The sequence below is a fragment of the Leptospira bouyouniensis genome, from assembly GCF_004769525.1.
Classification (GTDB): Bacteria; Spirochaetota; Leptospiria; order Leptospirales; family Leptospiraceae; genus Leptospira_A; species Leptospira_A bouyouniensis.
In genome coordinates this window covers 889,380-901,790 of record NZ_RQFT01000003.1, presented here as the reverse complement: position 1 = coordinate 901,790, position 12,411 = coordinate 889,380, and the positions used below count along the sequence as shown (strand labels likewise).

Sequence of the window (12,411 nt, the reverse complement as noted above, 5' to 3'; positions counted from 1 at the left end):
GATATTGTAAGTATGAAAAAGCGACTTTGCCTCTTATTTTTATTATGTCTAACATTTGCGGGACTTGAAGCAGCTACTTGGGTTGAAGACTCACTAGGTTTTGCTTTTGAATACCCAAGAGGTTGGGCAAAGTCTGTTTTACGCCATGCAGATACTGTTCGGATTCAAATTGCAAAAACCAATCGAGAGGCAATCTTACAAATTGATGTTGCCCGCCGAACAAAAGAATACGACATTGATCGTTTTATCGAAGAAACAGTAGATACATTTCTAATCAAATATCCTGATTTAAAGTTAGTTCGTGAAAAAGTATTAGAAAACGAAATAGCTGGTTTTGACGAATCTGTATTTGTTGTTTTGCATTATACTGAAAATAAACAAACAATATCGAATCGGTTTTTGTTCCATAAAAAAGGTGGAATGTATTTCGTGATCCAAGCAAAAACCACCCGAGTTTTATATGCTAAATATGCAAAAGAACTCGATATGGTAATGAAAAGTTTCCGAAGAGAACCTCGAGCTAAAAACAGATGGCGTAACGATAGTTTGGCGTATTTAGATCCAATCAAAGATGAACGGTTGATACAATATGTATCCATCACAATTCGTCCTATTGATACTTTCCCTCACGAACAAGGTGTCTCTCAAAAACAAGAAGATGGTTGGTTGTTTTCGGTAGAAGGAAACCACAAACCGTCTACTTCCGATTTTGATTCCAGTAGACAAAAACCAAATGACCATGGTTATACTCCAGCGGATGTCAAACCAGACACTCCCACTTCTGACGATCCTGTGGTCATCCCAGATGGATCTGGGATCTAATCTAATGGTAATTTTGCCAAAGGAAGGATTTATCCTTCCAAAATTCTCATTTGGTAGGAAACCGTAATCTCCGAGACAATCTCGGAGGTTCCTACTCAGGGTTTACGGCGACTCCCCATCACTATAATCTTATCACTAGTCACATTTTTCCGCTTCCTGTGCCTAGAACTCTCTTCCGATGGTCTCGGCAGTCCAAGATTCCCCTTGACAGAATTTTTAGATTTATTTAATCGTATATTTACGATATACTATGGCATCCAATAAAAAATCAGAATTCCCGGAATCGATCCAAAATTTTGCAACGTTTGCGAAACTTTTATCTCACCCTGCAAGGATTGCTATATTAGAAGTGTTGGCTAAACGCCAAACATGTGTTTGTGGCGAGATTGTTGAGGTTTTACCCTTAGCCCAATCCACGGTATCCCAACACTTAAAAGAACTAAAAGAAGGTGGGTTAGTGAAAGGATCAGTAGAAGGAACTAGTTCTTGTTACTGCATCGATTGGGAACATTTTTACCAAATGTCTGATGGGTTTATCAAATGTATCAATTCAATCAAAGAATATCAAAAGGAAAATGAGGGCTGTTGTTAAGATGAAAAAAAATATATTAATCCTTTGTACAGGGAATAGTTGTCGGAGTCAAATTGCTGAAGGTTGGATGCGTTTTTATGCCAAAGATAAAGCCAATGTCTATAGCGCTGGAATTGAAACTCATGGAGTGAATCCGAAGGCAATCACAACTATGAAAGAAGTAGGAATTGATATTTCAAACCACACTTCAAATCACATTAATGAATATAAAAACATTAACTTCGATTTTTTAATCACAGTTTGTGACCATGCAAAAGAAAACTGTCCTTACTTTCCTAGTGATGCAAAACGTTTTCATCATAACTTCAGTGACCCATCGAAAAAACAAGGAACTGATGAAGAAATTTGGAAAGCATTTGCAGATACTAGGGAAGAAATTCGAAACTATTGTGAAAACTTTGTAAACAAGGAATTAAAGTAATATGGAGAACTCGATGAAATCTTTAACTTGGATGGAATTTAAAAAATATCTGGAATTATATCCTGAATTACAATTGAAATTCATTTATCAAAACAATCAACAGATCTACCCTAACTACCATATCACGGAATTTAAATTGGCAACGATTGAATCTGTTGATTGTGGTGGTAACCTAGATACATGGAAGGAAATCATCTTACAAGTTTTAGAACCAAACGAAAATATAGAAACAGAATCGATGAGTCTAAAAAAAATAAGTAATATCTATGCTAAGGTTTCAAAAGCAATATCGATCCCGGAAAATGCGATTTTGAGGATCGAATTTGGTAATTCATCATCAGCAATGAGACAATACTTTGTTTCCGATATTAAAATTGAAGAAACAAACTTGGTGGTATATTTGATCGATGGTGCCACAGAATGCAAAGCTAGTTCTAAATGTGGTTTACCAAAGTTAGATAAAGACATAAAACAAATTGCGAATGAAAATCTAAACATCCAGCTGACTTCATCTTCTTGTTGTAATACGAGTGGATTAAAAAAAGAAAAAGAATCTGCAGGTTGTTGCTAAATGAAACAATTATCCTTTTTAGATCGATATTTGACAATTTGGATCTTTGGTGCAATGGCCATTGGTGTTTCGCTTGGAAAATATATGCCATCAACAGTTGAAGCGTTTTCAACTTTCAATGTTGGTACAACGAATTTTCCTTTAGCCATTGGGCTTATCCTAATGATGATTCCTCCTTTAGCCAAAGTGAAGTACAAAGAAATGGGAAAGGTGTTCCGAGATGGGAAACTATTAAGCCTATCACTTCTTCTCAATTGGATAGTGGGACCTATCCTTATGTTTTTTCTTGCGATTCTTTTTTTACGAAATGAACCAGAATACAGAACAGGTCTCATTCTCATAGGACTCGCACGTTGCATTGCAATGGTCATTGTATGGAATGATTTGGCAAAGGGTGATAGAGAATACGGTGCGGCACTTGTTGCCCTGAATAGCATATTCCAAGTATTCTTTTATAGTTTTTATGCCTATCTATTCATTACAATTCTTCCACCATATTTTGGTTTGGCGGCAACGACAGTCTCCATCGAAATAGTAGAAATTGCAAAGACAGTGGGGATTTATTTAGGAATTCCATTTCTTGTCGGATTTTTATTACGATTTGGTTTTGAAAGGTTTGGTGCCAAAGACTTTTATGAATCAAAATTCCTTCCTTTCATTTCGCCAATCACACTGATTGCCTTACTCTTTACCATTATCGTAATGTTTAGTTTCAAAGGAGAAATGATTGTAAATCTTACAGATGATGTTATAAGAGTAGCCATTCCTCTACTAATGTATTTTATCATTATGTTTTTCTTAAGTTTATGGATGGGTTACAAACTAGGAGTGGACTATTCGAAAAATGCAGCTGTGAGTTTTACGGCTACAGGTAATAACTTCGAGTTGGCCATTGCTGTTTCGATTGGTGTATTTGGAATCGGAAGTGGTGCCGCATTTGTTGGTGTCATTGGACCATTGATCGAAGTACCCGCTTTGGTATTCCTTGTGAAAATTGCGTTAGTTTTCCGAGATCGATATTACAAACATAAGGTCATATAAGGATTCATTTGTATTGGTGAGTAGACCAAAACAAATTGGTCTACTCTTGGTCAATGATGAGTAAAATCCTTCAACCGATTGCCTAGTGTAGGGTTGAAGTATCTAAATTCGCCATCCAAGCTCGGTATCGTTTTGTTAATCGAAACAATCGGATTTGGTCCATCAACAATCGAAACCAAGGAATGAGTTTTAAACTCGGTTTTTTCCCCTGCGATAATCTCTGTAATTGGTAGCGCACCATTACCATGGTGGCTAGTCCTACAAGTGTTTTGGATTTCCATTTTGGGATCGGCAAACGTACGAAAGATTCGCGGTTTTCTTTCCATTCGAGAGGTAAATTTGGATTGAGTGCAAGGGCTGTCGCAATTCCAACTAGTGAAATTCCAGATTCCAAAACGGATTCGGCAATCTGTTTTCTTGAAATTCCTCCTGTTACCATAATGGGAACGGTAGCCTTATTTGTTATCTGCCTAGCAAAGTCTAAAAAGTATGCTTCTCTTGCTAAAGTAGATCCATCTCGAGAAATTCCTTGCATCGCAGGAGCCTCATAATTCCCACCTGAAATTTCAATAAAATCAACACCTAACGTTTGTATCTTTTTAATGACTTCGATGGCATCTTCCAACTGAAAACCACCTTTTTGAAAATCACTGGAATTGATTTTCACTGCGACAATAAAATTTGGATTCACATTTTTACGAACCGATTGGATTACTTCAATGAGGAATCGAGAGCGATTTTCCAAACTCCCACCCCATCGATCGGTCCTTTGGTTTACAAGTGGAGAAAGGAACTGACTGATTAAATATCCATGTGCAGCATGGATTTGTACGCCATCAAAACCTGAGTCTTCTGCTAATTTTGATGTATTGGCAAAACGTTCAATCGTTTCCAAAATTTCAGATTCTGTCATCGCTTTTGGTTTTCCCAATAGTTTAGAAAGATTTCCTAAATCAACTGAGACTTCTGAAGGGGCCCAAACATTACCACCTAACTTTGCCAAGATTTGTCTACCTGGGTGGTTGATTTGCATGATGATTTTTCCACCAGCAGCTTTTGCTTTGGACGACCATGTTTTAAACCCTTCCAAATTAGTTCCTAACTCTAATACAACTCCTCCAGGCCCTGTCATAGCTCGATGGTCCACCATCACGTTCCCCGTGATGATAGTTCCGACTCCACCTTTTGACCAAGATTCGTATAATTGAAAAAGCGCTATATCTGGCTCTAAATTTTCATTGGATAGATTTTCTTCCATCGCGGCTTTGACCAAACGATTGGCCAGCGTGATTCCATTTGGGAGGACAAGTGGTGAAAATAAACTCGAAGTGTGATGCATCTATAATCGTTAGACCAAACCAAAGAGGAAGATCACAATTCCAAATCGTGAAAACTAATGATCCATCGAATGGATCATCTTGAACTTTATCTCGTTTGGTTCTTTTTTCGTTCCCGTTTGTCTAAATACATCCGTTCATCTGCTTTTCTGATAAGAGACTCCAAGTCTTCCCCATCTTCAGGATAATGTGATACTCCTAAGCTGGATTTGATTTGGAGTGGAATGGATTCAAAGAGCACTTCGCCTTCTACAAGTTTTGTGATATTTGACAAAAAAGAAAAGACGGATTCTTTTGGTTCAGGACTCATTAGAATCAACCCAAATTCATCACCACCTAACCGAGCTAAAATATCATGGTCTTGTAAAAGATTAGAAAGCCTTTTTGCAAATTGATAGATATAAAAATCACCTGCAGCATGACCATAAGTGTCATTCACTTGTTTTAAACCATCTAAATCAAACATTGCAACTGTGAGTGAAATAGGATTGGACTGAATCCTTACAATTCCTTTCCTTAGATAATCATAAAACGCAGATCGATTGTAAATCCCTGTGAGTGTGTCATGACTTGCAAGGTATGACATTGACTGTAATCTTTTTTCTCTTTCCGCCCATCGATAAGCATTGTGTAAAATTGCAGCGATTGTACTAGACAACATATTCAGAGAATGTACATCAGCGTCTGTAAAGAACTTTGGTTTTGCACTTAATACTTTTAGAACACCTAAAACTTCCATGTCAAAGTATAATGGTACTACAATCATAGAGCGGAGGCCGACAACTCGACAAGCTTCGCGGTTGACTCGGTTGTCTTCTTCTGAATCTATACAATTCAAAGACTCTTTTAATTGTAAACTTAATCCTGAGAAACTTCCTGTTACTTTTAAACGAAGTCCAATTTGATTGGATGCTGAGCCACTTGCAGCACGATAAACTAAATCTTCCCCTTCCACTAATTCAAAAACAGCACCATCACCTGAAACTAATTCTTTGGAACGGAGTGTGATGAGATCTAATAAGAGAGGAACTTCAGGTTTAGCAGCCGTTAACTCAGTTTGAATTTTTAAAATTTTTTCTAATGTAGACTCTGAAGGAGATGTTGCCATATCGTTTCAGAGTTAACATATTGTATGTATCTTTATAGTTCTAGCTTAATTTTGAAATTCCTTGCCCAATACAATAATTTGCAATCGCAAGAAGGATATGAAAGATATCAACGTTCAGGATTGGTCCTGTAGAGCCTTTTGTTCCGATGACCAATCCTGCGACAATAAAAAGAACTGCACCAACGATACCTAGAATCGCAGCATTTGCATGTTTAGGAAACCGGATGATTGAACTAACGAGTACAATCACCATCGCTATTCCGCCGACGATTGTCGAGTAAATAGGTAACGGAAACAAATAGGAAAACAGTAAATACAAAACAAAGAGAATCGCGATGAATAGAAAAAAAGTTTTTTCTGAAATGGAACGAAATGAAAAATGAAAATAGGCAAGACCAAGAAGAGGAACACCCAAACACCCTGAGAGTCCCACAAAGAATCGATAGATATCATCTAATGAATGAAAACCTAAAAAATGAATCGAACCTAAACCTGCGGAAATTCCAATGATCGCAAAACCGTATAAAGCGGAACGCGCAGGGATCGCGGATTTGCCAACAAAACGAAACGCTACGTAGAGCGAAACTAAGGATAGAAATAAATCGGATACAAATGTGGAAAGAACCATGGTGACAGAATTAGAACCAAATTCATAAAAGTGGCAAGTGAAAATCCTTAGGTTTTGGAATTAAATTCAGGAGGAATGACTTCTTGTGATTTTCTGACAATGTCACCAATCACATCATCCAATTCATTTGCCGATTCTAAGAGATATCGTAAACTTTTCTTTTCTTCTTCCTGAGTCAAACTTCCGGTTCGTATGAGTTCAATGATTCCCATGATCCTTGCTAAGGGACTCCTTACAACATGTGATTGTGTCCAAGCGATGGACTTTAACTTTTGGTTTTGGGTTTGGATCGCTTCCATTTGTGTTTCTTTTTCAGTCACATCATGAAAATTGTCTACGATCCCACCGATTGATTCGTCTGAAAGCATATTAGTAAGTGTCGATTCTACATATCTCCAAGATCCATCTTTATGTTTGGCTCGAAAAGTTTGGCTTTGTAAGGAGGCGCCAAGTGGGAGTGCCAAAACTTCAAAAAGTCTTTTTTTGAGTTTAGGGGCGTCATCGGGATGAACAACATCAAACAAACTAAGGCTCAAAGCTTCTTTTTCAGTATATCCCATCACTTTCGTAATCGAAGGTGAAACATATTTTCCTTGGCCTCTTGGGTTTAATATCATGATGACATCAGCACCATTCTCAACTAAAACACGAAATCTTTTTTCATTTAACAAAAGTTCTTTGCTTTTTCGCATCAGACTCGAGATATCTTTTGAAAAACAAACAAGGCCAGTGATTTGACCGTCAACATTTCGGATTGGTTTAAAAGAAACCTCCCTATGTTCCTCTTGATTTGTGATAGGACTGATAAAATTTTCGTATGCTGTGAATACTTCACCTGAAAGGCCTCTTTCATAATACTCCTTCCACTTGTAATAAAATTCTTCTCCAGCTGTTTTTATAAGTACATTGTCTCCTTCTTTTCCTGGAACTTTTTGCAAAAAACTTAAAACATCTAAAAACGATTGGTTTGCCGCCACTAAACAATAATTAGTGTCAATTGACCAAATAAGATCAGACGTACTATTAATTAGTGCTTCTTGGTTTCGTTTGATACGAATTAATTTTTCTTCGTTTATGACTTTATCTGAGATATCGCGCGTTAAACTTAAAACAGATGTGATTTCACCATTTTGATTCGTAAGAGGCACTGCAGTACTTTCCATCCAACGATGTGTTCCTTTCATTCCAATCATCCGAAATCGTGCACTCGACTTAATTCCTTTCAGTGCATTTTCATGTATATTTTGGTAATACTTTAGATCCGATGGTTCGATGAGTGATTCAACTCGCTGACCAATCGCATCCTCCGCTGTATCAGCCTCGATCATACTAAGTCCAGCTGGATTCATTTCGATGAGAATTCCATCGGGAGAAACAACTTTCACACATTCTGGTTCAGATTGTAATATGGAACTTAGCCTAAGTTCCTGCTGCTTAAGTTTGTAGTATGATTCAGTTCTTTCAGTTACATCTTGGAAAATCCCGACGATTTGTAAAGGGATCCCGGACTCGTCACGAATCACTTCTGCTTGGCTATGGATGAATTTGATGTTTCCTTTTGCTGTTATAAGCCTACATTCCAAATTATATGGAATCCTTTTGGTGATGACATCTTCCATATGTTGTTTGGCTTTTTCTCTATCATCGGGGTGTACTGAATTGTAACCTAACTCTAATGATACGGGCATAGTAGAAGGGTCCATTTCTAAAATGGTAAATACTCCTTGGGACCAGTGGATCGTTTGGTTGATAAAATCAAATTCCCAATGACCAAGTTTTCCTAAGGTTTCCATTTGTCGGAATATGAGTAGGTAGTTTTCATTTTTGAGTGAATTGTCAAAATTTGGATCATTAGAGGAGGAATTCACTGTTTTACTTCCCGCACCAAAATGGGACTTAGAGTTTCTCAAAATTAAAGATTTAAGTCAGCCATTTTTTTTAACAAATGTAGTATTGGAATTTGGATTTAGGAAAAAAAGTTCATCAGTTGTCAACACTACCTGCCAGGGATCCGGAGGGTTTAGTCCATTGTTTCGTGATAACGAACAATGGACGGGAGCGTAAGCGAACCCCGGAGCGAGCCCGCCCGGGCAGCCAAAGTAAAATTAGATTATTTTTTTCTCAAAACAAATGGCTGTGGGATCGGAAACCCATTTTCCAAATGCAGGGATTTCTTTGAACCCAAAGTTTTTGTACAGTACTAATGCTTCGGGTTGAGGACTTCCTGCTCGGAGAACCATCGAAGTAAACCCATCCAAGCCAGCTTGCTTTTCTATTGCAACTAACAGTGATGTGGCGACCTTCATCTTTCGAAATTTTGGAAAAACATATACTGCATCCAGTTCGCACTTAGCATCATTAAACTTTGAATAGGCGGCCGATCCCATGGCTTCGTTTGATTCATTCTCTTGCGCAATAAAAAACTTACCATTAGGAGGTAAAAAATCGGAGAATACCATTGGATTTGGCGCTTGGAATTCATACCTTGTTTGGATTTCTTCCCAAAGAGAATCGATACAAAGTTGGGAGTGGAAATTTGATTCGGTTACTAATCGGATTGTAAAATTTTGGTCCATCTATGGAGAAATATGAACTTCTTAAAAATTAAATTTGCAAATTCAATTTTTGGATGGAGGAAATTTGTAGGTTGTGGTAGGAGGAAGCCATTGGGTGGCGGGTGGACTCACCCCACCCAATCAGGGCGGGGATACCTACATCCCATTTGTACCACCCAAAAAAAAAAGCCCCCATTTCTGGAGGCTCCCTTTCAAAGATAAAAGTGAAATTATCTTAGTCTTTTTTCGATGCTGCTTCTTTGATTACGTAAGCGGCAATTTCGTTCTTTTGGATTTGTGTCGTTCCTTCGAAGATGGTGAGGATTTTTGAATCTCTCATTAACTTCTCAACTGGATACTCTTTTGTGTATCCGTATCCACCAAAAATTTGAACTGCATCAGTAGCACACTGAACTGCACATTCAGATGCATAAGCTTTTGCAATTGCAGAGTATTTTGGAAGGTTAGGATCGTTTGCATCAGAAAGACGAGCTGCTTTGTAGGTGATTTCTCTTGCAGTTTCTACTTTGATAGACATATCAGCTAACATGTGTTGCACTGCTTGGAATGTTCCGATTTTCACACCGAACTGTTCTCTCTCACGCGCGTAACGAGCTGCATGGTCAAGTGCTGCTTGTGCAACACCCACTCCCATAACCGCAACGAACGGACGGGAAGCATTCAAAGTTTGGAGAGCGTAAACGAAACCGAGGTTTTCTTTTCCAACGAGTGCGTCTTCACCCACTTCACAATCTTCGAAAATCACTTGGTGAGTAGAAGAGGCACGGATTCCGAGTTTGTCTTCTTTTTTACCGACAGTGAGACCTTTAGCACTGCGAGGAACATAGAAACAAGAAACTCCACGTGTTCCACGGTTTTTATCAGTATAAGCAAATACGGTAAAGGCTTGGGCATCTGATGCACCAGTGATCCATTGTTTTGCTCCGTTGATGATCCATTTGTCGCCTTTTTTCTCAGCACGAGTGGTCATACCAGGAACGTCAGAACCAGCACCTGGCTCAGACAAACAAAAAGAAACTCCGAACTTTCCGTCCGCAATTTCAGGGAGCCATTTTAATTTTTGTTCGTGAGTGGCACCTTTTAGGATAGGTAGAATTCCAAGACCTGTGTAAGCAAATCCTAGTGCGATCCCAAGGCATCCACGGGATAATTCCTCGATGGCTAAACACTGTTCAATCGCACCTAGTCCCCATCCACCGTATTCTTCAGGAATCACAAGTCCATTGATTCCAAGTTCGGAACGCATTTTGTTGATGAGTTCCGTTGGGTGTTGGTTTTTTTCATCCCAGTGCAAGGCTACTTCATGCGGGATTTCTTTTTTGACGAAGTTACGAACTAAATCTCTGATTTCAAGTTGTTGCTCTGTGAATTGGGTATACATTCCGGGATGTTCCTTCTGAGAATGGGTATTTACTACCTTTTTTCGTACGTCCCTTCCTGTGCCAAGGGTTTTTCTCTCTTTACAAGAAAGCAAAAACACTGTAATATTTTCCATTTGTATGGCTAAATCGTGTTCTTTATTCCACAACCTCCGACAGTTCACAACTGTCTTTCTTTTCACTGTAACCTTTGTTCTAGTTTCTTGCGCAGGAAGACCCAATTACCAACCGAAAGCAAACTTGAGTTATGCGAACTTTGATGTTTACTTCCAAGAGAAGTTACAAGAAAGTAAACGTAAAAATCACAGACCTGGAAACGAAGAACGTTATATCAGTTTTGGGAAAAAAACTCCCTTAGCTTTTTTATACATCCATGGATACGGCGCTTCTCGTGCTGAAGGCGAAGAGGTAATGGAAAAATTGGCTAAAAAATATAAAGCCAATACCTATTTACTTCGTCTTCCAGGTCATGGAACAAACAAAGAAGACCAAAGAGACCAAAATTTTAATAACTACTTAGATGCATCACGAGAAGCATTATACATGATGCAATCACAAGGAGATCGAGTGATTGTATTTGGAAGTTCTATGGGAGGATTACTTGCGACATGGCTTGCATCGGAATTCCCGGAAGAAGTAGATGGACTAGTACTTGCGAATCCATTTTATGCACCAGTCGATGGAAGTTTGAATATTCTTAATTACCCTGGTGGACTTACTTTTATCCATCTTCTCAAAGGGAAAGTAAGAGCATCTGTACATAACAATCCTAAAGTATTGCCTGAACGAAATAATTACTGGTATCCTGAACAATACTTCGCAGCCCTTGTTGGTGTGAACGATTTAAAAAACTATGCAGCAGTTCCAGATGTGTTTCGAAAAGTGACATCGCCAACACTTCTTTTATACTATTACAAAAATGAAAAAGAACAAGATCCTACTGCAAGTGTCCCCAAAATGTTAGAAGGTTATGCAAACTTTGGATTAGATAAAACACCAAACCCTCTTAATAAAAAGGTGGCTGTTGAAAATGGAATGCATGTTTTACTTTCTAAATGGGTGATTACCGATAAAGTTTTTATCGAAGCACAAATTGATTCCTGGTTAAAAGAACTTTCTAAGGCAAAATAAACTATTTATTAGTAAGTCCAAAATCAAAATGTTGTAAAGGAGTTTCCCATGAACCAGTCAAATGAAAAGATAGCGCTTGTTACAGGTGCAAACAGGGGGATTGGGAAACAAGTTTCCATTGATCTCGCTAAACAAGGGATTTATGTTCTGATTGGTTCAAGGAATGAATCGGATGCAGAAGAAACTTTAAAACAAGTTAAATCAGTTGGCAAAGGAGAAATTGTTTCACTCGATGTCTCCAAAGAACAAAGCATTAACGAAGTTTTGGATATGATCACGGGAAGTTTTGGTAGATTGGACATCCTTGTGAATAATGCAGGGATTTTTATGGACCCTGGTTCTTATTTTGAAACAACTTCTGAGGACCTTCATAGAACTCTACTTGTGAATCTTTTTGGTCCTTTTCGATTGATTCAGGTTTTTTTACCAATGATGATCCAAAATAATTACGGCCGTATTGTCAATGTTAGTTCAGGTATGGGACAACTATCTGATATGGGAGGTGGATACCCTGCTTACCGGATTTCAAAAACAGCGATCAATGCTCTCACCAATCTTTCTAGTATAGAAGGTGTAGGAAAAAATATCAAAATCAATTCGGTATGTCCTGGTTGGGTGAAAACTGATATGGGTGGTGCGAATGCAACAAGGCCTGTTGAAAAAGGAGCAGAGACTATCGTATGGGCTGCAACACTTCCCGAGAATGGTCCAACCGGTAAGTTCTTTCGAGACAAAAAAGAGATTCCTTGGTAGGTTGGGAAGGATTGGAATAATAGAAAAATCAAACTAAGGCTGATTTTGAAAG

General features: G+C 38.3%; 13 protein-coding genes. 7 read left to right on the top strand and 6 right to left on the bottom strand.

Annotated features, from left to right (window positions below):
- Positions 1-12: 12 nt before the first annotated feature.
- The 5 genes from EHQ43_RS05870 to arsB all read left to right on the top strand — a co-directional run bounded on the left by EHQ43_RS05870 (position 13) and on the right by arsB (position 3,447).
- Positions 13-822 carry a hypothetical protein gene (locus tag EHQ43_RS05870; RefSeq protein WP_135739688.1) on the top strand — a complete coding sequence of 270 codons (810 nt, stop codon included), beginning with the start codon at positions 13-15 and terminating at the stop codon, positions 820-822.
- Between the two features lie 250 nt (positions 823-1,072).
- Entirely contained in the window at positions 1,073-1,414 is a 342-nt protein-coding gene (locus tag EHQ43_RS05865; RefSeq protein WP_135753235.1) for an ArsR/SmtB family transcription factor, read from the top strand.
- A gap of 1 nt (position 1,415) precedes the next feature.
- Positions 1,416-1,835 (top strand): arsenate reductase ArsC, encoded by a 420-nt coding sequence (locus tag EHQ43_RS05860; protein ID WP_135770350.1) that lies wholly within the window; start codon positions 1,416-1,418, stop codon positions 1,833-1,835.
- A 13-nt stretch (positions 1,836-1,848) separates the two neighbouring features.
- Complete coding sequence (locus tag EHQ43_RS05855) at positions 1,849-2,406, top strand: DUF6428 family protein (RefSeq protein ID WP_244242655.1); 558 nt, start codon at positions 1,849-1,851, stop codon at positions 2,404-2,406.
- Positions 2,407-3,447, top strand: a complete 1,041-nt coding sequence (arsB, locus tag EHQ43_RS05850) for an ACR3 family arsenite efflux transporter (RefSeq protein WP_135753237.1) — start codon at positions 2,407-2,409, stop codon at positions 3,445-3,447.
- An 82-nt stretch (positions 3,448-3,529) separates the two neighbouring features.
- On the opposite strand, the gene EHQ43_RS05845 is transcribed toward arsB, so the two are convergent.
- The 6 genes from EHQ43_RS05845 to EHQ43_RS05820 all read right to left on the bottom strand — a co-directional run bounded on the left by EHQ43_RS05845 (position 3,530) and on the right by EHQ43_RS05820 (position 10,477).
- Positions 3,530-4,786 carry an NADH:flavin oxidoreductase/NADH oxidase family protein gene (locus tag EHQ43_RS05845; protein ID WP_135770348.1) on the bottom strand — a complete coding sequence of 419 codons (1,257 nt, stop codon included), beginning with the start codon at positions 4,784-4,786 and terminating at the stop codon, positions 3,530-3,532.
- Between the two features lie 86 nt (positions 4,787-4,872).
- The gene (locus tag EHQ43_RS05840; protein WP_135753239.1) at positions 4,873-5,892 is read right to left on the bottom strand and encodes a sensor domain-containing diguanylate cyclase; all 1,020 of its coding nucleotides are present in this window, start codon (positions 5,890-5,892) and stop codon (positions 4,873-4,875) included.
- Positions 5,893-5,932: 40 nt separating this feature from the next.
- Positions 5,933-6,520, bottom strand: coding sequence for a DUF6962 family protein (locus EHQ43_RS05835; protein ID WP_135770347.1), 588 nt, complete (start codon positions 6,518-6,520; stop codon positions 5,933-5,935).
- A 47-nt stretch (positions 6,521-6,567) separates the two neighbouring features.
- Positions 6,568-8,388: a PAS domain S-box protein gene (locus EHQ43_RS05830; RefSeq protein ID WP_135770346.1), complete on the bottom strand. Its 1,821-nt coding sequence runs from the start codon at positions 8,386-8,388 to the stop codon at positions 6,568-6,570.
- A 237-nt stretch (positions 8,389-8,625) separates the two neighbouring features.
- Positions 8,626-9,096, bottom strand: a complete 471-nt coding sequence (locus EHQ43_RS05825) for a GNAT family N-acetyltransferase (protein ID WP_135739697.1) — start codon at positions 9,094-9,096, stop codon at positions 8,626-8,628.
- A 214-nt stretch (positions 9,097-9,310) separates the two neighbouring features.
- A complete protein-coding gene (locus tag EHQ43_RS05820) occupies positions 9,311-10,477 on the bottom strand; it encodes an acyl-CoA dehydrogenase family protein (RefSeq protein ID WP_135739698.1) in 1,167 nt (388 codons plus the stop codon).
- A 58-nt stretch (positions 10,478-10,535) separates the two neighbouring features.
- On the opposite strand from EHQ43_RS05820, the gene EHQ43_RS05815 reads away from it, so the two are divergent.
- Both EHQ43_RS05815 and EHQ43_RS05810 read left to right on the top strand, forming a co-directional pair.
- A complete protein-coding gene (locus EHQ43_RS05815) occupies positions 10,536-11,606 on the top strand; it encodes an alpha/beta hydrolase (RefSeq protein WP_135739699.1) in 1,071 nt (356 codons plus the stop codon).
- A 48-nt stretch (positions 11,607-11,654) separates the two neighbouring features.
- Complete coding sequence (locus EHQ43_RS05810) at positions 11,655-12,359, top strand: SDR family oxidoreductase (RefSeq protein ID WP_135770345.1); 705 nt, start codon at positions 11,655-11,657, stop codon at positions 12,357-12,359.
- Positions 12,360-12,411: the final 52 nt, after the last annotated feature.

Excerpts from the sequence above, each read along its gene's own strand:
- EHQ43_RS05870 (WP_135739688.1), top strand. The coding sequence starts at position 13 with ATGAAAAAGCGACTTTGCCTCTTATTTTTATTATGTCTAACATTTGCG.
- EHQ43_RS05865 (WP_135753235.1), top strand. The coding sequence starts at position 1,073 with ATGGCATCCAATAAAAAATCAGAATTCCCGGAATCGATCCAAAATTTT.
- EHQ43_RS05860 (WP_135770350.1), top strand. The coding sequence starts at position 1,416 with ATGAAAAAAAATATATTAATCCTTTGTACAGGGAATAGTTGTCGGAGT.
- EHQ43_RS05855 (WP_244242655.1), top strand. The coding sequence starts at position 1,849 with ATGAAATCTTTAACTTGGATGGAATTTAAAAAATATCTGGAATTATAT.
- arsB (WP_135753237.1), top strand. The coding sequence starts at position 2,407 with ATGAAACAATTATCCTTTTTAGATCGATATTTGACAATTTGGATCTTT.
- EHQ43_RS05845 (WP_135770348.1), bottom strand. The coding sequence starts at position 4,786 with ATGCATCACACTTCGAGTTTATTTTCACCACTTGTCCTCCCAAATGGA.
- EHQ43_RS05840 (WP_135753239.1), bottom strand. The coding sequence starts at position 5,892 with ATGGCAACATCTCCTTCAGAGTCTACATTAGAAAAAATTTTAAAAATT.
- EHQ43_RS05835 (WP_135770347.1), bottom strand. The coding sequence starts at position 6,520 with ATGGTTCTTTCCACATTTGTATCCGATTTATTTCTATCCTTAGTTTCG.
- EHQ43_RS05825 (WP_135739697.1), bottom strand. The coding sequence starts at position 9,096 with ATGGACCAAAATTTTACAATCCGATTAGTAACCGAATCAAATTTCCAC.
- EHQ43_RS05820 (WP_135739698.1), bottom strand. The coding sequence starts at position 10,477 with ATGTATACCCAATTCACAGAGCAACAACTTGAAATCAGAGATTTAGTT.
- EHQ43_RS05810 (WP_135770345.1), top strand. The coding sequence starts at position 11,655 with ATGAACCAGTCAAATGAAAAGATAGCGCTTGTTACAGGTGCAAACAGG.